Source organism: Pseudomonas fluorescens, from assembly GCF_001307275.1.
GTDB lineage: Bacteria > Pseudomonadota > Gammaproteobacteria > Pseudomonadales > Pseudomonadaceae > Aquipseudomonas > Aquipseudomonas fluorescens_AA.
The window spans coordinates 4432681-4449999 of sequence record NZ_CP012831.1; the positions used below are offsets into that span (position 1 = coordinate 4432681).

Below are 17319 nucleotides of genomic sequence, written 5' to 3' on the forward strand. Positions count from 1 at the left end.
TCATACCCTCGCGCTCATCTCAATCAAGGAGCGCACTATGCACCTCACCCGTTCAAGCGCACTGGTCGCGCTGTTGTTGACCTGCGGCCTGGCACAGGCCGAAGTCCGTGTCGAAGGCCCGGTGGAATACGGCGTCTTCGAAGGGCCGCAAGCCGAGCTGCAATCGGGGGAGCGGGTCCTGCGGCGCAGCAACGAGCAGATCCGCCAGACCGAGAGCGTCCCGGCGAAGCTGGGCACCAAGTTCGGCATGCGTTATCAGTTGGCGGGCAAGGTCGCCGATGATCAGCCGTTGACCCTGTTGTACTTCACACCTGGCATCCGTACCCCTGACGGCGTGCGTCACGATAAATTCGAAGTCATCCAGAAACTGGTGCCCGGCGCGCCTCAGGACGTCATGGCTTATGAGTTCACCGAAAGCCACGAAGTGGTGTCGGGGGAGTGGCGGTTCATGGTGTTCCAGGGCGATCGGTTGCTGACGCAGCAGCGGTTTGTGGTGCGCTGAGTTCTAGCCACCACAGACCCGATGTGGGAGCGAGCTTGCTCGCGATTGCGGTAGGCCAGTCAACTTATCTGGTGCATGACACACTGCAATCGCGAGCAAGCTCGCTCCCACAGGGGAATAGGCGCAAAAAAAACGCCCCGAACCAGTCGGGGCGTTTTTGTGTGTGGCGTAGCGGCGGGGCTTACTTGCCCTGCCAGCGCTTCATCACCAGGGTGGCGTTGGTGCCACCGAAGCCGAAGCTGTTGCTCATCACGGTATTGATGGTGGCGTTTTCGCGAGTCTTGGTCAGGATGGGCAGGTCGGCCACTTCCGGGTCCAGTTCGTCGATGTTGGCCGAACCGGCCATGAAGTTGCCTTCCATCATCAGCATGCAGTAGATCGCTTCGTGAACGCCGGCGGCGCCCAGGGAGTGACCCGACAGGCTCTTGGTGGAGCTGATGGCCGGAGCCTTGTCGCCGAACACTTCACGTACGCCTTTCATTTCCATCACGTCGCCCACTGGGGTCGAGGTGCCGTGGGTGTTCAGGTAGTCGATCGGTGCATCGACGGTGGACATGGCCATCTGCATGCAACGCACGGCACCTTCACCGCTTGGCGCGACCATGTCGTAGCCATCGGAAGTCGCGCCGTAGCCGACGATTTCCGCGTAGATCTTCGCGCCACGGGCCAAGGCGTGTTCCAGTTCCTCGACCACGACCATGCCGCCACCGCCAGCGATGACGAAGCCGTCACGGTCGGCGTCGTAGGCACGGGAAGCTTTTTCCGGCGTGTCGTTGCGCTTGCTGGACAGGGCGCCCATGGCGTCGAACAGGAACGACTGGCTCCAATGTTCTTCTTCACCGCCACCGGCGAACACGATGTCCTGCTTGCCCATCTGGATCTGTTCCATGGCGGTACCGATGCAATGGGCACTGGTGGCGCAGGCAGAAGCGATGGAGTAGTTCAGGCCCTTGATCTTGAACGGCGTGGCCAGGCAGGCGGAAACGGTGCTGCTCATGGTCCGCGTGACGCGGTAGGGGCCAACGCGCTTGACGCCTTTTTCGCGCAGGATGTCCAGCGCTTCCATCTGGTTCAAGGTGGAGGCGCCGCCGGAGCCGGCAATCAGGCCGGTGCGCGGGTTGGAAACCTGCTCTTCGGTCAGGCCGGAGTCAGCGACGGCGTCCTTCATGGCCAGGTAGGCGTAGGCCGCCGCATGGCCGACGAAACGGTAGATCTTGCGATCGATCAGTTCTTCGAGATTGAGGTCAATGGAGCCGGAAACCTGGCTACGCAGACCCATTTCAGCATATTCCGGGTTGAACCGGATGCCAGGGCGACTTGCACGCAGGTTAGCGGAGACGGTCTCTTTGTCATTGCCCAGGCACGAAACGATGCCCAGACCAGTGATAACGACGCGGCGCATGCGGATAACCCTTAGAAGTTGTCAGTGGAGGTGAAAACGCCGACCCGGAGGCCTTCGGCGGTGTAGATCTCGCGACCATCCACGGCAACCGAACCATCGGCAATGGCCATGTTCAGCTTGCCCTTGAGGACGCGTTTGATATGAATGTTATAGGTGATTTTCTTGGCGGTCGGCAGGACCTGACCAAAGAACTTCACTTCGCCCGAACCCAGGGCGCGACCGCGGCCCGGCAGGCCTTGCCAGCCGAGGAAGAAACCGACCAGTTGCCACATGGCGTCCAGGCCCAGGCAGCCCGGCATCACCGGGTCACCTTCGAAGTGGCAGGCGAAGAACCACAGGTCCGGAGTGATATCCAGCTCGGCGACCAATTCACCTTTGCCGTACTTGCCACCCTCTTCGCTGATATGGGTGATGCGATCCACCATCAGCATGTTCGGGGCGGGCAGTTGCGCGTTACCTGGGCCGAACAGCTCACCGCGACTGCAGCGCAGCAGGTCTTCCCGGGTAAAGGCGTTTTGTTTGGTCATGCGAGCTCCTCAATAGTCCCATGCGGCAGGGTGGGGCAAATCTTCCCGGCCGATCGAAGCGTTCATGCCTCGAATCGACAGCCTACTCATAGACTATTGCGTTGTAGTGAAAGTCACAGCACACGGGAAATGAATGTACACCTGTGCACTGAAATTTTTATTCAAGCCCCAATCGAGGCTTGTTCGGGTGCCTAAGACTGCCGCACTTTCGCCTTTCACGCCAGTCACAGATGGTCCGGTGAGCGGTTCTAGTTCACCCAGCGCTGCAGAATCTGCTGCAGGTCGTTCCTTTTGAACGGCTTGGCCAGGTAATCGTTCATGCCCGCCGCGAGGCAGGCTTCGCGATCGCCCTGCAAGGCGTTGGCCGTCAGGGCGATGATCGGCACCTCGTCGCAGCCCGGCAACTGACGGATCTGCCGGGTGGCTTCGTAGCCATCGATGATGGGCAAGCGGCAATCCATGAGGATCGCTTCGAAAATCAGGCTTTCGGCGCTGCGTACAGCCTGGGCGCCATCGGTGGCGACGCTGACGGTGAAGCCCAGGCTGCGCAGCATGGCTTCGATCACCGTCTGGTTGACCGGATTGTCTTCCACCAGCAACACGTTGCGGCCTTCGCCATCGCCGCTGCCGGTGGGCAGGCGCGGTGCCAGGGTCGGTGGCGTCTGGCGCGACAGGGCCAGCGGGATCTCGAGGGTGAACACCGAGCCCTGGCCTTCTTCGCTCTGGGCCCGCAGCGTCCCGCCCATGCGTTCGGCCAGGGTGCGTGCGATCGGCAGGCCCAGGCCAGTGCCGCCGTAGCGCCGGGAAATCGAATTGTCGGCCTGTTGGAAGGCGTCGAACATGCGTTCCAGGCTCTCGGCGGGAATACCAATGCCACTGTCGCGAACCGTGCAGGTGAACCACAGCAGTTCGTGGTCCAGGGCTTGCCATTGGCATTGCACGGTGACACGGCCTTGCTCGGTGAATTTCAGCGCGTTGCCGATCAGGTTCACCAGGATCTGCCGTATCCGCGTCGGATCGCCCTGCACCTGCAAGGCCCGCATGTCGTCCGGGACCAGCAGGTCCAGGCCCAGCTTGCGCTGCGCGGCGCTGTGCTGGAACGACTGCGCGCAACTGCCCACCAGTTCGGCCAGGTTGAACGGGATGTGCTCCAGTTCCAAGGCCGAGCGTTCGATGCGCGAGAAGTCGAGGATGTCGTTGATCACCTTCAGCAGGTGCTCGGTGGATTCCGACGCCAGCGCCGTGTACTCGTGCTGTTCGTCGGTCATGCGAGTGGTTTCCAGCAACTGCAGCATGCCCAGTACGCCGTTCATGGGCGTGCGCAGTTCATGGCTCATCATCGCCAGGAACTCGGACTTGGCGCTGTTGGCTTTTTCCGCTTCCTCGCGGGTCTTGATCAACTGCGCCATGGCCTGGTGCTGTTCGCGGCTGGCTTGTTCCAGGCCGTCGGCCAGGTTGTTGATGTGCCGCGACAAGGCCCCCAGTTCGGCATCATCGACGACGGGCAGCGGGGCGCTGTAGTCGCCTTGCTGGATGGCCTTGACCGCGTTGCCGATGTCGCGGATCGGCCGGGACAGGTTGGTCGCCAGCCGGCGCGCCACCAGGAAGGTGAACAGCAGGGCGAACAGCGCCAGGATCGCGGCCTTGAACAGGATCTCCTGCTGCCGCTGGCTGAAGGCGTCACTGGACATGCCGACGATCACGCGGCCCAGGTAATCTTCGCCGGGCGCCTCGACGGCGGTGCTGTTGCCTTGCAGGAAATCATTGTTCAGGGCAATGCGCTGCAGGCGCACCGGGGCCTGGAAGACTTCGATCTGTTGGGCACGGCTGTGGACTTGCTCGGGTTGTTCGACATACACCAGGACCTTGTCGGTGTTGTCCTGGACCTCCAGGAAGCGTACGTGAGGGGTCGCCAGGGTCGCGGTGAGCAGGCTCTCCAGCACTTCGTTGTTGCCGGAAATCACCCCGTACTCCGTGGCGGGGGCCAGTTGGTTGGCGATCAGTTGCCCGGTGTGATTGAGCTCCTGGCGCAAGTCCTGGATCCGCACGAAGGTAAAGAAGCTGATCAGCAGCACGGTCAGCAGCAACGCCGGACCGAGGGCGATGAGCTGGGTGCGGGTATTGATGTCCCAACGACGACGCAAGGTCATGGGCGGTGTTCTCCTTCGGCCAACGTTGCCGCGACGGATTCGGCGTCAATCGGTTCGATCCCCAGCGAGCGGGAGACCTGCCGGTTGCCCAGGACTTTGAAACGGTCCGGATACAGCGTGCGCGGCCAGGTCGTGGCGGGGCGGTCGAGCAGGTCGTCGAGAATCGCCAGCCAGTCTTGCTGGTCGCTGTAGGTGCTGGCCAGGCTGCCGGCCTTGACGAAGGCCGCGCTGGGCCCGATCAGCGCACGTTGCCGGGCATAGCTGCTGAGCAACAGGTTCTTCACGGTCTTGGGGTTGTACAAGTCGGGGTCATCGAGGCCCAGCAGTACATCGCTCTGGCCCAGCAGGTTTTGCAGGGGACGGCTGTCGCTGGTGTCGTCCCAGCGTTCGCTGACGATCACCAGGCCCAGCGGTGCCGCGGCCTGGCGGATGTCCTTGAGCAGGAATTCACTGTGGGCGTCGTACAGCACGCCGACCTGGCGCACTTGCGGCAGGATGGTGCGGATCAGCCGCAATTGCCGGGCCATCGGTGGATCGCTCCACAACAGGCTCAGATGCGCGGGCGTGGCCTCGCCCAGGCGATCGCGGGCTTGCTGGCGGCTGATGCGCAGGACCAGGGTAGCCGGGCCCCGGGCGTCTTGCAGGCGCCACTCCAGGCTGGGCAGGTCAAGCAGAACCAGGCGGACATTATCCGGCAACTTGTCCGGCGCTGGCAGGTTGGCCAGCGGTGTAAACCGCACGCTGTCTTCGGGGCGCAGGGCTTTCAGGGCCTGGGTGAAAGACTGCACGCCGGGGCTATCCTCTGCACCGGTCAAGAGAATTTCGGCGGCCCGGGCCTGGAGGGTCGTCAGCCATCCGGCGAACACCAGGCACAGGGCCAGCGTCAGGCGGCCATGAAATGGCATCTTGCGGCGGGCGTTCCCGGACATCTAGAACGACAACTCCGCACTGAAGTACACGACATGGCGAGCGTCGTAGCGGTTGTCGACGAAGGTCATGGGCTGGTTGTCCAGGCGCTGTTGCAGGACGCCCGCCAGTTCCAGGCTGGCCTTGCCCAGGGGAATGCGCCGGGCGATACGGGTGTCCACCCGTTCGAAGCGATAGCCATTGAGATCGTCGGCGGCGTAATAGAACAGCGCGCTGTTCCAGCCTTGGCCCCAGTCCCTTAGCCAGCCGGCCGAGCCGCTGTTGCGGGCGGTCAGTTGTTCGTCGAGAGGGTTGCTGGCCTGGGCGTCGACATAGGCATAGGTCAGGCGCAGGCGGTCGGCGCTGGTCATGCGCCAATCGAACTGGGTCTCGACCCCGGAGAACTGTGATTCGTTGGAGTTGCTGGCAATGTACTGATTGTTGCGCAGCGGCTCGCTGATCATGCCGGTGATTTCGTCATGGAACAGTTTCACATCGACCGCCAGGCCCAGGTCCACGAAGTAACCGTTGTAGCCCAGTTCCCGGGAGCGCATGTGCTCCTGTTCCAGGTTGCCCGGGCCGCGGGTCTGGACGAAGTAACGGGCACTGTTCTGGCCGAAGGCGGCGGGTTGCAGGTTGGTGACCTGATAGCTCCAGTTGACGTTGTTCTCGAACATGTCCGGCGAGCGCACGGCTTCGGAGTACACCGCCCGCAGGCCATGGCGCGGAGTGATCAGGTAATTGACGGCGATCCGCGGAGTCAGCGAGCTGCCGGTCAGGCGGGTGTCTTCGAACATCGCGCCGCCCTGCAACAGCCAATGCTCGGTGGCCCGCCATTCGAGCTGGCCGAACAGGCGCCAGGTGGTGTCGTCCAGGGTGCCGTTGAAGTACGTCTCCGAGTCGGCCCGGTCGTAGCGATAGTTGGCCCCGGTGACCAGTCGCAGGCTGTCGGACAGGCTCAGGGTGTCCTGGATCTCCAGGTCGTAGCGCGATTCCCGGGCGCTCTGGTCGATATCGCCGCACAGGGTTTGCGAGGCGCCGTTGCGCCACTGGTCGAGCACCTGATTGGCCAACGCCTGTTCCTGTGGCGTGCCGGGTGGCGCGCCGGTGCTGGTGTAGCTGGGGATATTGCGCGCCAGCTTCTCGGCATAGTTGGGGTTGAGCTGCCACAGGTCGGTCAGTTGCGGGCTGAAGGACACCTCGGCGTCACAGGCGCGCCAGGTCTGCTGGCGATCCCAGTGCTGGATCGAGCCCTGTACATAAAGGCTGTGATCGGGGTCCAGGTCCAGGTTCCAGCGCAGTGAGCCGGCGTAGTCCTTGGCGATGACATCGGAGTTATCCCCAGCGGCGGTAATCCCGGCAAACACGGGATGGTAGGTATAGGGCCGCTGGTTGGTCCCATCCTTGGCATTCAATTGCCAGTCGATGCTCTGCCGTTCGTCCAGGGTCTGGCTGACGGACAGGTTGAAGCGGTTCAGGCGGCGGCTGTCGCGGTAGTCGGCACCGTTGCGGTCGCTGTCAAAGCCATCGTCTTCCTGGCCGGACAGCGACAGCCGCAGGTCGCCGCCGTCCCAGCCGCTGCCCTGGCTGGCGTACCAGTCACTGATGCCACGCTGGCCCCGGGTGATTTTCAGCCGGGTGCCGTGGCTGTCGGCCGGGGCGCGGGTGATGATGTTGACCACCGCCATCAGCGCGTTGGCGCCATAACTGACGGTGTTGGGGCCGCGGAAGACTTCGATCCGCTCAATGTCTTCCATGGCCACCGGAATATCGCTCCAGTCCACCGTGGCCAAGCCGGCGCGGTACACCGAGCGGCCGTCGATCAGCACTTGCATGCGCCGGGCTTCGCTGGCGTTGGTGCCATGGTAGTTCACGGCCGCCTGGTTGCCGGTGATGTTGCCGACCATCATGCCTGGCACCAGGCGCAGCAGTTCGCTGATGTCCCGGGCGCCGCTGGCCTTGATCAGCTCGCTGTCGAGCACGGTCATGCTGCCCGGCACCGCCGCTGGCGATTGCTTCAGGCGCGTGGCCGTCAGTACCTGGGGCAGGGGCTGGCTGTCCACGAACAAGTCGTCGGCCAGCACTGGCGGGCTGATGATCAGTGCCAATAGCAGGGACGAACCTGAGCGGGAAGGGCCAACGGACACGGTACAGCCTATGGGAATGGGTGGGTGACGGGCATGTTAACTGAGCTGAACGACTTTTCCATTCACGTTGACAGCATTTTCCTAGGAATTAATGGTCAGCTTCCTACAACTGGCGGTAATTGTTGCCGGGGCTGGTCGCCATCCGGCCGCTCCGTATAATGCCCCGCATTGCCACTTGGTATGGATGAACGGATTGCATATGACTGAACAGCGCCCGATTGCGGTCCTGGGGGGCGGGAGTTTCGGTACCGCCGTGGCTAACCTGCTGGCCGAGAATGGTCACCCGGTGCGCCAGTGGATGCGTGACCCGGAACAGGCCGAGGCCATCCGGGTCAACCGCGAGAACCCGCGTTACCTCAAGGGCATCAAGATCCGCCCGGAAGTGGTACCGGTGACTGACTTGCAGGCCACCCTGGAGGGCAGCGACCTGTTCTTCGTCGCCTTGCCGTCCAGTGCCTTGCGCTCGGTGCTGGCGCCCCATGCCGAGCGCTTGAGCGGCAAGTTGTTGGTGAGCCTGACCAAGGGCATCGAAGCCCAGACCTTCAAGCTGATGAGCGAGATTCTCGAAGAAATCGCCCCCAAGGCGCGGATCGGTGTGATTTCCGGGCCGAACCTGGCGCGGGAAATCGCCGAGCACGCCTTGACCGCCACCGTGGTCGCCAGCGAGGACGAAGCGCTGTGCCAACGGGTCCAGGCCGCACTCCATGGCCGCACCTTTCGTGTCTACGCCAGCGCCGACCGTTTTGGGGTGGAGCTGGGCGGGGCGCTGAAGAACGTCTATGCCATCATCGCCGGCATGGCGGTGGCGCTGGGCATGGGGGAGAACACCAAGAGCATGCTGATCACTCGCGCGCTGGCGGAAATGACCCGCTTCGCCGTCAGCCAGGGTGCCAATCCGATGACCTTCCTGGGATTGGCCGGGGTGGGCGACCTGATCGTTACCTGTTCCTCGCCCAAGAGCCGCAACTACCAGGTCGGTTTTGCCCTCGGCCAAGGCTTGAGCCTTGACGAGGCCGTGTCGCGCCTGGGTGAAGTGGCCGAAGGGGTCAACACCCTCAAGGTGCTCAAGGCCAAGTCCCAGGAGGCGGGGGTGTATATGCCGCTGGTCGCCGGGCTGCACGCGATTCTGTTCGAAGGGCGCACGCTTGAGCAGGTGATCGAGCTGTTGATGCGTGGCGAACCGAAGACCGACGTCGATTTCATTTCCACCAGCGGTTTCAACTGAACCGCTATTGACCGCAAGCAGGAGCGAGCCATGAACGATCCGCAAGGGCAACCCCAATACGAATCCATCCTGCTGCGTGTGCTGTGGATGGTGGTCTATCTGCTGGTCTGGCAGGTGGCGCAATTCATCCTCGGCGCCGTGGTGCTGGTGCAGTTGATTTATCGGCTGATCTACGGCGCGCCCAGCGCCAGCCTGATGAACTTCGGCGACAGCCTGAGCCAGTTCCTGGCGCAGATCGGCCGCTTCGGCACCTTCCACAGCGACCAGAAGCCTTGGCCGTTCGCCGACTGGCCGGCACCACGCACGCCTGAAGGCGAAGCGCCACACGCCGTGGCACCGGCGCCGCACCCCGTCCGGGACGAGGAGCCGAAGCTATGAAACTGTGGGTATTGCGTCACGGTGAGGCAGAGCCCCATGGTGTCCGTCCCGATCCGGAACGGGTCTTGACGGTGCACGGCCGCGAGGAGGTGTTGCTCAGCGCCGGCCGGTTGATGGGCGAGCCGTTGCGGGCCATCTACGCCAGCCCTTATGTGCGTGCCCAGCAGACCGCGCAACTGGTGCGCGAAGCACTGGGGTTCGAACCTGAACTGATCACCGTCGATTGGCTCACGCCGGAGACCCGACCGACGGAGGTGCTAAGGCATCTGGAGGACCAGGACGATGTGCTGCTGGTCAGCCATAACCCATTGGTGGGCAGCCTGCTGGGCTTACTGCAGCACGGCCATCTGCAACAACCCGAGCAAGTGCAAACCGCTGGCCTGGCCGAGCTGGAAGGCGATCTGCCGCTGGCCGGGGCGATGCTGCTCAAGGGCATCAGGCACCCCTGAATAGAGCGGTTGCAGGACTGGGCAAGACAACAATCACACAGGAAGGGCAACGATGAGTCTGTGGCGCACCACCCCCGACATCGAGAAACTGAACGCCGCCGGTAAGAACACCATCAGCGAAGTGCTGGACATTCGGTTCGAGTCCTTCGACGACGAATCCCTGACCGCCAGCATGGTGGTCGATCAGCGCACCCATCAACCGTTCGGCCTGCTGCATGGCGGTGCTTCGGTGGTGCTGGCTGAAACGGTCGGCTCCATGGCCGCCTATCTCTGTGTGGACGCCAGCAAATTCTATTGCGTGGGCCTGGAGATCAACGCCAACCACCTGCGCGGCGTGCGCAGTGGACGGGTGACGGCCACGGCCCGAGTGGTCCACCTGGGGCGCACCACCCAGGTCTGGGACATCCGCCTGGTCAATGACGAGGGCAAGGTCAACTGCGTGTCGCGCCTGACCATGGCGGTGGTGCCGTTGGGTGAGCAGCCGCCGGCGCGTTGACGCTCTAGCTGGATGCAATCCTGTGGTTAGGGGATCCTCTGTGGGAGCAAGGCTTGCCCGCGATGGCGGCGATGCGGTCTTTCAAAAAACGAGTCGCCTGTGTCGCGGGCAAGCCTTGCTCCCACACAACTCCCTCGCCACATCGGGCAGTATTTACAGTTCCATAACCCCCATAGCCCAAGCCCGACTGTCATCATTCCTGTCAGTTACGGTCATTGCCGCGCCGTCGGGTTCTGCGGACAATCTGCCGCAGTTCCCTCCAATGGATCGGCTGTCATGTCGCAACAGATTTTTTTCGCCCATGCCAATGGTTTTCCCTCGGCCACCTACGGCAAGCTGTTCGCCGCATTGGCGCCGCAGTACCAGGTCGCGCATCTGGAACTGCACGGCCATGACCCGCGTTTTCCGGTGGACGATAACTGGCACAACCTGGTGGACGAACTGATCCATCACCTGGAGCAGCAACCGGCGCCGGTGTGGGGCGTTGGCCACTCCCTGGGTGGCGTGCTGCACCTGCACGCGGCGTTGCGCTGCCCGCAGTTGTATCGCGGCGTGGTCATGCTCGATTCGCCAGTGCTGACCCGTACCGACCAGTGGGTGATCCTGGCCGCCAAGCGCCTGGGGTTCATCGATCGCCTGACCCCGGCGGGCCGGACGCTGGGGCGGCGCGAGGAGTTCGCTGACCTGGAATCCGCCCGGCAGTATTTTGCCGGCAAGACACTGTTCCGCGGCTTTGACCCGGATTGCTTCGACGCCTACCTGCAACACGGCCTGCAACAAGTCGGCGACCGGTTGCGCCTGCGCTTCGACCCGGCCACGGAAATCAGTATCTACCGCGGCGTGCCGCACACCAGCCCAGGACGGCCCCGCAAGCTCAAGGTGCCGCTGGCGGTGGTGCGCGGCCGGCAGAGTCGCGTGGTGATGCGGCATCACACCCGTTCGGTGGGGCGTATGCTCCATGGCGAATCCCTGAGCATGCCCGGCGGCCATATGTTTCCCCTCGAACGTCCACAAGACACGGCCAACCTGCTCAAGAACCTGTTCCAGCGTTGGGAAGGGCGCAGCGCATGAGCATGGTCGAGGAGGTCCGCCTGAGCCTGCCTCACATCGAGCTGGCGGCTCATTTGTTTGGCCCGGAAGACGGGCTGCCGGTGATTGCCCTGCACGGTTGGCTGGACAACGCCAACAGCTTCGCACGCCTGGCGCCCAGGCTCGAGGGGCTGCGGGTGATCGCCCTGGACATGGCCGGTCACGGTCATTCCGGGCATCGACCGCCGGGTGCCAGCTATGCCTTGTGGGACTACGTCCATGATGTGCTGCAAGTGGCTGAACAACTGGGCTTGAAGCGCTTCGCCCTGCTGGGGCATTCCATGGGTGCCATTGTCTCGCTGGTGCTGGCCGGTTCCCTGCCGGAACGGGTGACGCACCTGGGGTTGATCGACGGGGTGATTCCTCCTACAGCCAAAGGCGATAGCGCGGCCGAACGCATGGGCATGGCCCTGCAAGCCCAGTTGGATTTGCAGCAAAAACGCAAGCCGGTCTACAAAACCCTCGACCGGGCCATCGAAGCGCGTATGAAGGGGTTGGTAGCGGTCAGCCGCGAGGCCGCCGAGTTGCTGGCCCAGCGCGGCCTGATGCCGGTGCCCGGAGGCTATACCTGGCGCACCGACAACCGCCTGACCCTGCCATCGCCCCTGCGCCTGACCGAGGAGCAGGCCATGGCGTTCGTTGCGCGGGTCGCTTGTCCGGCGCATCTGGTGGTGGCGGCCGATGGCATGCTGGCCCAGCACCCGGAGCTGCTGGAGCGTCTACCCTTCAGTCATGAGCAGTTGCCTGGAGGCCATCATCTGCACCTTAACGATGAGGTCGGTGCCGGGCTTGTAGCAGACTGTTTCAATCGGTTCTTCACTGTTCCTTGACTTGCGCCGGGCAACTGTCGAGGCTGAGCGGGTTGAAAGGGAGACAACCATGACAGACCTCTGTTTGCCAGCCTCGCGGTGCATCGGCGACGCCCGTCGCGTCCAAGCGTCCCAGGCCAAGCCGATCCGATGAAATTATCCGTTCACTTACTCGTCCTGCTGGTGCTGGCCTGCTTCAGCCCTGCGTCGTTCGCCGTCGATGTGCCGGGCAGTCGCGACCTGGATCGCGTGCCACGCATGCCCGATGCACAGATCGTCGATTATCGGCAAACCAGCGACCTGGAACGTGTCTACCCCATGGGCTCGATCCGCAAGATCAGCGGCCAGTTGCGCTTTGACGGCCAAGTCGATGCCCGTGGGAATGTCACGTCGGTCACCTATGAGCTGCCGCCGGAACATTCCGCGACCCAGGCCTTTACCGCGGCGCGCGAAGCGTTGCAGAAACAGGGCGCCGAGCTGTTGTTCTGGTGCCAGGCCCGCGATTGCGGCGAAAGCAGCCTGTGGGCCAACGATGTCTTCGGCAACGCCAAGCTCTATGGCGCCGACAACGGCCAGGCCTTCCTGTTGCTGCGCCTGGCGCCGCCCGCGGACAGCACGCTGATTGCGCTGTATGCCATCACCCGCGGCAATCGCAAGGCCTACCTGCATGTCGAGCAGTTCGAGGCGAATGCTGCGTTGGGGGACTTGCTGCCGACATCGGCCACCCTGTTGCGCCAGCTCAAGGACACCGGGGTCCTGGACTTGCCGCGTCTTGCCGGCGAGCCGGACGACACCTGGTTGCGCCTGTTGTCCCGGGCGCTGAACCTGGACACGGGCCTGCGGGTCAGTATCGCCGGGCCCCGGGCCGAGGACTGGATTGAGGCGCTGGCGGGCCAGGGCGTCCGGGTGGCGCGCATGGAGGCCGCCAGCGGCGAGGCGGCGGGACTGCACCTGGAGTTGCTGCGCTAAGCTGTCTCGGGGCAGTGGTTTCACACCCGTGCCCCGGTCCTGTTCATTTTTCGAGACCCTACATGCTCAATAACGATCGGCTGTTGGTGCAGATCCTGCTCCTGGTGTTGTTCGGCGCAAGCCTCTGGGTCATGGCGCCGTTCTGGTCGGCGCTGTTCTGGGGCGCGGTGCTGGCATTCGCCAGTTGGCCGCTGATGCGCCTGCTGACCCGCTGGGTCAATGGTCGCGAATCCCTGGCGGCGGCGTTACTGACGGTGGGCTGGATGCTGTTGGTGGCGGTGCCGCTGGTGTGGTTGGGTTTCAACCTGGCCGACCATGTGCGCGATGCCACCGCGTTCATCAGGGACGTCCAAGTCGATGGCTTGCCCGAAGCCCCAGACTGGCTTGCCGCTATCCCCTTGGTGGGCGGGCGGCTGGTAGGCATCTGGAACAGCATCGATCAGCAGGGCGCGGCCATGATGGTGTCCATCAAGCCGTACCTGGGGCAGGTCGGCAACTGGCTGTTGGCGCGCAGTGCGCAGATTGGCGGCGGCATACTCGAACTGACCCTGAGTATTGTGTTCGTGTTCTTTTTCTATCGCGACGGCCCGCGCCTGGCGGCGTTCGTCCATGGCTTGCTGGAACGCCTGATCGGCGACCGTGCCGGTTACTACATCGAACTGGTGGCCGGTACAGTGCAGCGGGTGGTCAACGGCGTGATCGGCACCGCGGCGGCCCAGGCCGTGCTGGCGCTGATCGGCTTCCTGATCGCCGGGGTACCGGGGGCGCTGGTACTGGGGATCGTCACGTTCCTGCTGAGCCTGATCCCCATGGGCCCACCCCTGGTCTGGATCCCCGCCACGGCATGGCTGGTGTGGAAGGGTGAATACGGGATGGCGGTGTTCCTCGGCATCTGGGGCACATTCATCATCAGTGGCGTGGACAACGTGCTCAAACCCTACCTGATCAGCCGTGGCGGAAACCTGCCCCTGGTCATCGTGTTGCTGGGGGTGTTCGGCGGGTTGATCGCCTTCGGTTTCATCGGCCTGTTCATCGGCCCGACCCTGTTGGCGGTGGCCTACAGCCTGTTGACGGACTGGAGCAAGAGCCAGGCGCGATAGCTTGAATACCAAGCACCTGTGGCGGGGGGGATTGCCGTGACGAGGGGATAAATCCCCTCGCCACGAGTGAGTTTCAATCCAGGCTTGCCGGTGAATCAGGTCGCCACGTTCAGGTGTTTCCCCACCGTCGCGACGTTATCCAGCGAGTATTGCCGGCTGAGGTTGGCGATCATTCTGTTCAACGCTTCGCTGCCATTGGCCTGCCCGTTGGTGCTGTCGCTACGGCGGCCGGCCTGCAAGGCGTTGTTGAACTCGTCGCTGTCGACCCCGCCGCTGCTGTCGCTGTCGAGGGCTTCCATCAGCATCGCGCTGGTGTCGGTGCTCGACGTACCGTTGCTCGCCTGCAAGGCGCTGCTCAGTTCGCTGGCGGTGACAGTGGCGTCACCATCGGCGTCGAGCTGGCTGAACAGTTCGTCACTGGACGCCTGTTGCGGTGGGGGAGGCGGTGGCGCGAGGCTGGCGGCCAGTTCATCAAGGCTGACGGTGCCGTCCTCGTTCTTGTCCAGGGCCGAGAACACTTGCTGGCTGTCGGCACTGCTGCCGGCGCTGGCCAGGCCGCTGCTCAACTCGTCGCTGCTGACCACGCCATCACCGTCGGCGTCCAGGGCGCTGAGCAGCGCGTCGGCCAGTTCGGTATTCGGCGCCTGGTCCCGTGGCGGTGGAGGTGGCGGCGCCATCGCGGCCATTTCCTCGCTGCTCAGGTCACCGCTGCCATCACTGTCCAGGTCGCCAAAATTGTCGCTCAGGCTGACCAGGATGCCGTCGTCGCTTTTTTGCGACAGGGCGCTGCTCAACTCTTCCTGATTGACCGAGCCGTCGCCGTCACTGTCGAGCTTGCTGAGCAGTTCCTTTTGAAACTGCTGGCTGCGGGCACTGCTGGTTGCGGTACTGCTGGTGCTGGTATAGGTCGAGTAACTGCTGACGCTACCGATCATGGGCGCTCTCCTTGGGCTGGAATAGCCGGTGGGTGCACCGGCTTATGCAGCCTCGGCGGGGCAGTTGTCGTGGGTGTGTGGAGTTTGTACCGACGGGTGTACAAACTCAGTCCCGGCGCAGTGTCGAGTGTGGGAGCGGGCTTGCTCGCGAATGCGGTATGTCATCCAAGCTTGTATCGACTGAACCACCGCATTCGCGAGCAAGCCCGCTCCCACAGGGGGACATCGGTGGGATTCAGGTGCGAGGCAGGCTGATCACCGCCGTCAACCCACCCCCCGGCGTTTCTTCCAGGCTCAACTGCCCGCCCAGGCGTTCGGTGGCTTCCCGGGCGATGGTCATGCCCAGGCCGACACCGCCAGAGTTGCGATTGCGCGAGCCTTCCAGGCGGAAAAAGGGCTCGAACACCGCCTCGCGTTTGTCCGCCGCAATACCGGGGCCGTGGTCGATGACCCGGATCAATACCTGATGCTGCTGGTCTTGCAGGGCAATCAAGGCATGGCCGGCGTAGCGCAGGGCGTTGTCGATGAGGTTGTTGAGGCACGAGCGCAGTGCCATGGGTTGCACCTGCAGTGGGGCGCAGGCGCCGCTGACCTGCACATCGGCGCCCTGGTCCTGGGCGTTTTCGCTCAATGATTCCACCAGGGCCTGCACGTCCATCCATTGCAGCGCTTCGCTGGTGCGTTGTTCGTGCAAGTACGTCAGGGTGGCATCGAGCATGTCGATCATGTCGTCCAGGTCCTGGCGCATCTGGCCTTGCAGCTTGATGTCATCGATCTGTTCCAGGCGCAGCTTGAGCCGCGAGAGCGGCGTGCGCAGATCATGGGACACCGCGCCGAGCATGCGCGAACGCTGCTGTACCTGCTCGCGGATCCGTTGCTGCATCAGGTTGAACGTATGGGCTGCCTGCCGTGCCTCACGGGGGCCGTTTTCATCCAGCGGCGGGCTGTCGAGGTTTTCGCTCAGGCGCTCGGCGGCATCGCTCAGGCGTTGGATCGGTCGGGTCAGGAGCTTGGCGCCGTACCAGGCCGCGATGATCAGGAACACGAATTGAAAGGTCAGTGGCACCACCGGGCCGCCGAACCAGGGACGCGGACGGCGGTTGGGGGGCGGGCCGAAGCGCTGGGGCCCTTCGCCTTGTTGGCTCATTCCTGGCGGTGGCCCGGGGGGCGGCTGGTCGTAATGGAAAAACCAGGCAAAGGCCAAGAGATGCGCCAGGACAATCGCCAGTAGCAGCACGCCAAACAGGCGGCCAAACAGAGAGTCCAGGCGCAGTCGCATCAACCGATGTCCCGGGCGTCGAACAAGTAGCCCTCACCGCGGACGGTCTTGATCAGTTGGGGGGCCTTGGGATCGTCGCCCAGCTTCTGGCGCAGGCGCGATACCAGCAAGTCGATGCTGCGGTCGAACGCTTCGATGGAACGGCCGCGAGCCGCGTCCAGCAGTTGTTCGCGGCTGAGCACCCGGCGCGGTCGTTCGATGAAGACCCACAACAGGCGAAACTCGGCATTGGACAGGGGCACCACCAGTCCGTCGACCGAGATCAGTTGGCGCAGCACGCTGTTGAGCCGCCAGTTGTCAAAACGGATATTGGCCCGCTGCTCGGTACGGTCGTCACGTACCCGGCGCAGGATTGTCTGGATACGCGCCACCAGTTCCCTGGGTTCGAACGGCTTGGCCATGTAGTCATCGGCGCCCAGTTCCAGGCCGATGATGCGGTCGGTGGGCTCGCAGCGGGCGGTGAGCATCAGGATCGGAATGTCCGATTCGGCGCGCAACCAGCGACACAACTGCAAGCCGTCTTCACCCGGCAGCATCAGGTCGAGCACGACCACGTCGAAGTGCTCGGCCTGCATCGCCTGGCGCATGGCCGCGCCATCGGTGACGCCGCTGGCCCGTATGCTGAAACGGGCCAGGTAATCGATCAGCAGCTCGCGGATCGGCACGTCGTCGTCGACGATCAGCGCGCGGGTACTCCAGCGCTTGTCGTCGTCGGACACTTTTTGATCGTCAGAATTTGCAACAGGGGTGTTCTGCATGGATGCATCATCTGCCAGGTAGGCTGCCAACCGCAAAGAAGGCGGCGAGGTTGAGGCTTCAGCATAGGCGTCGTGCCGCGAGGCGTGAAGCGCTGAAAGAGCGGGTTGCGGCGGCGGACGGTAGCGTGTCGACGTGTTGTACGCATGTCATGAATGTATCGGCTTCGACACAAAGGCCGCTATTGTCCATGCTGCTGG

17 protein-coding genes are annotated in these 17319 nt (G+C 63.5%); 9 read left to right on the forward strand and 8 right to left on the reverse strand.

Features of this window, described 5'->3' with window-relative positions; genetic code table 11:
- Window positions 1–37 precede the first annotated feature (37 nt).
- Window positions 38–502, forward strand: a complete 465-nt coding sequence (locus tag AO356_RS19790; protein ID WP_060741169.1) for a DUF3859 domain-containing protein — start codon at window positions 38–40, stop codon at window positions 500–502.
- A gap of 181 nt (window positions 503–683) precedes the next feature.
- On the opposite strand, the gene fabB is transcribed toward AO356_RS19790, so the two are convergent.
- The 5 genes from fabB to AO356_RS19815 form a co-directional block, all read right to left on the reverse strand.
- A complete protein-coding gene (gene fabB, locus AO356_RS19795; protein WP_060741170.1) occupies window positions 684–1904 on the reverse strand; it encodes a beta-ketoacyl-ACP synthase I in 1221 nt (406 codons plus the stop codon).
- A gap of 11 nt (window positions 1905–1915) precedes the next feature.
- Window positions 1916–2431: a 3-hydroxyacyl-[acyl-carrier-protein] dehydratase FabA gene (gene fabA, locus AO356_RS19800; protein WP_003204400.1), complete on the reverse strand. Its 516-nt coding sequence runs from the start codon at window positions 2429–2431 to the stop codon at window positions 1916–1918.
- Window positions 2432–2679: 248 nt separating this feature from the next.
- Window positions 2680–4581: an ATP-binding protein gene (locus AO356_RS19805; RefSeq protein ID WP_060741171.1), complete on the reverse strand. Its 1902-nt coding sequence runs from the start codon at window positions 4579–4581 to the stop codon at window positions 2680–2682.
- Window positions 4578–5510, reverse strand: coding sequence for an ABC transporter substrate-binding protein (locus tag AO356_RS19810; protein WP_060741172.1), 933 nt, complete (start codon window positions 5508–5510; stop codon window positions 4578–4580). Before AO356_RS19810 ends, AO356_RS19805 begins: the two co-directional genes overlap by 4 nt.
- Window positions 5511–7634: a TonB-dependent receptor plug domain-containing protein gene (locus tag AO356_RS19815; protein WP_060741173.1), complete on the reverse strand. Its 2124-nt coding sequence runs from the start codon at window positions 7632–7634 to the stop codon at window positions 5511–5513.
- A 199-nt stretch (window positions 7635–7833) separates the two neighbouring features.
- On the opposite strand from AO356_RS19815, the gene AO356_RS19820 reads away from it, so the two are divergent.
- The 8 genes from AO356_RS19820 (at window position 7834) to AO356_RS19855 (ending at window position 14149) form a co-directional block, all read left to right on the forward strand.
- A complete protein-coding gene (locus tag AO356_RS19820; protein ID WP_060741174.1) occupies window positions 7834–8859 on the forward strand; it encodes an NAD(P)H-dependent glycerol-3-phosphate dehydrogenase in 1026 nt (341 codons plus the stop codon).
- Window positions 8860–8889: 30 nt separating this feature from the next.
- Window positions 8890–9237: a DUF4389 domain-containing protein gene (locus tag AO356_RS19825; protein WP_060741175.1), complete on the forward strand. Its 348-nt coding sequence runs from the start codon at window positions 8890–8892 to the stop codon at window positions 9235–9237.
- On the forward strand, window positions 9234–9686 hold the full coding sequence (gene sixA, locus AO356_RS19830; RefSeq protein ID WP_060741176.1) for a phosphohistidine phosphatase SixA: 453 nt from the start codon (window positions 9234–9236) through the stop codon (window positions 9684–9686). Before AO356_RS19825 ends, sixA begins: the two co-directional genes overlap by 4 nt.
- Window positions 9687–9738: 52 nt before the next feature.
- Complete coding sequence (locus tag AO356_RS19835; RefSeq protein WP_060741177.1) at window positions 9739–10182, forward strand: hotdog fold thioesterase; 444 nt, start codon at window positions 9739–9741, stop codon at window positions 10180–10182.
- Window positions 10183–10458: 276 nt separating this feature from the next.
- Entirely contained in the window at window positions 10459–11253 is a 795-nt protein-coding gene (locus tag AO356_RS19840) for an alpha/beta fold hydrolase (protein ID WP_013694026.1), read from the forward strand.
- A complete protein-coding gene (locus tag AO356_RS19845; RefSeq protein WP_060741178.1) occupies window positions 11250–12101 on the forward strand; it encodes an alpha/beta hydrolase in 852 nt (283 codons plus the stop codon). Before AO356_RS19840 ends, AO356_RS19845 begins: the two co-directional genes overlap by 4 nt.
- 129 nt (window positions 12102–12230) lie before the next feature.
- Entirely contained in the window at window positions 12231–13049 is an 819-nt protein-coding gene (locus AO356_RS19850) for a DUF4892 domain-containing protein (RefSeq protein ID WP_060741179.1), read from the forward strand.
- Window positions 13050–13111: 62 nt separating this feature from the next.
- On the forward strand, window positions 13112–14149 hold the full coding sequence (locus tag AO356_RS19855) for an AI-2E family transporter (RefSeq protein ID WP_060741180.1): 1038 nt from the start codon (window positions 13112–13114) through the stop codon (window positions 14147–14149).
- A gap of 95 nt (window positions 14150–14244) precedes the next feature.
- Here the strand turns inward: AO356_RS19855 and xopAW are convergent, their stop codons facing one another.
- From xopAW to AO356_RS19870, 3 genes are all read right to left on the reverse strand, one after another.
- Entirely contained in the window at window positions 14245–15084 is an 840-nt protein-coding gene (xopAW, locus tag AO356_RS19860; protein ID WP_060741181.1) for a XopAW family type III secretion system calcium-binding effector, read from the reverse strand.
- 235 nt (window positions 15085–15319) lie between these two features.
- A complete protein-coding gene (locus tag AO356_RS19865) occupies window positions 15320–16363 on the reverse strand; it encodes a sensor histidine kinase (RefSeq protein ID WP_060741182.1) in 1044 nt (347 codons plus the stop codon).
- A complete protein-coding gene (locus AO356_RS19870) occupies window positions 16363–17121 on the reverse strand; it encodes a response regulator (RefSeq protein ID WP_060741183.1) in 759 nt (252 codons plus the stop codon). Before AO356_RS19870 ends, AO356_RS19865 begins: the two co-directional genes overlap by 1 nt.
- Window positions 17122–17319: the final 198 nt, after the last annotated feature.

Excerpts from the sequence above, each read along its gene's own strand:
- AO356_RS19790 (WP_060741169.1), top strand. The coding sequence starts at position 38 with ATGCACCTCACCCGTTCAAGCGCACTGGTCGCGCTGTTGTTGACCTGC.
- fabB (WP_060741170.1), bottom strand. The coding sequence starts at position 1,904 with ATGCGCCGCGTCGTTATCACTGGTCTGGGCATCGTTTCGTGCCTGGGC.
- fabA (WP_003204400.1), bottom strand. The coding sequence starts at position 2,431 with ATGACCAAACAAAACGCCTTTACCCGGGAAGACCTGCTGCGCTGCAGT.
- AO356_RS19805 (WP_060741171.1), bottom strand. The coding sequence starts at position 4,581 with ATGACCTTGCGTCGTCGTTGGGACATCAATACCCGCACCCAGCTCATC.
- AO356_RS19810 (WP_060741172.1), bottom strand. The coding sequence starts at position 5,510 with ATGTCCGGGAACGCCCGCCGCAAGATGCCATTTCATGGCCGCCTGACG.
- AO356_RS19820 (WP_060741174.1), top strand. The coding sequence starts at position 7,834 with ATGACTGAACAGCGCCCGATTGCGGTCCTGGGGGGCGGGAGTTTCGGT.
- AO356_RS19825 (WP_060741175.1), top strand. The coding sequence starts at position 8,890 with ATGAACGATCCGCAAGGGCAACCCCAATACGAATCCATCCTGCTGCGT.
- sixA (WP_060741176.1), top strand. The coding sequence starts at position 9,234 with ATGAAACTGTGGGTATTGCGTCACGGTGAGGCAGAGCCCCATGGTGTC.
- AO356_RS19835 (WP_060741177.1), top strand. The coding sequence starts at position 9,739 with ATGAGTCTGTGGCGCACCACCCCCGACATCGAGAAACTGAACGCCGCC.
- AO356_RS19840 (WP_013694026.1), top strand. The coding sequence starts at position 10,459 with ATGTCGCAACAGATTTTTTTCGCCCATGCCAATGGTTTTCCCTCGGCC.
- AO356_RS19845 (WP_060741178.1), top strand. The coding sequence starts at position 11,250 with ATGAGCATGGTCGAGGAGGTCCGCCTGAGCCTGCCTCACATCGAGCTG.
- AO356_RS19850 (WP_060741179.1), top strand. The coding sequence starts at position 12,231 with ATGAAATTATCCGTTCACTTACTCGTCCTGCTGGTGCTGGCCTGCTTC.
- AO356_RS19855 (WP_060741180.1), top strand. The coding sequence starts at position 13,112 with ATGCTCAATAACGATCGGCTGTTGGTGCAGATCCTGCTCCTGGTGTTG.
- xopAW (WP_060741181.1), bottom strand. The coding sequence starts at position 15,084 with ATGATCGGTAGCGTCAGCAGTTACTCGACCTATACCAGCACCAGCAGT.
- AO356_RS19865 (WP_060741182.1), bottom strand. The coding sequence starts at position 16,363 with ATGCGACTGCGCCTGGACTCTCTGTTTGGCCGCCTGTTTGGCGTGCTG.
- AO356_RS19870 (WP_060741183.1), bottom strand. The coding sequence starts at position 17,121 with ATGCAGAACACCCCTGTTGCAAATTCTGACGATCAAAAAGTGTCCGAC.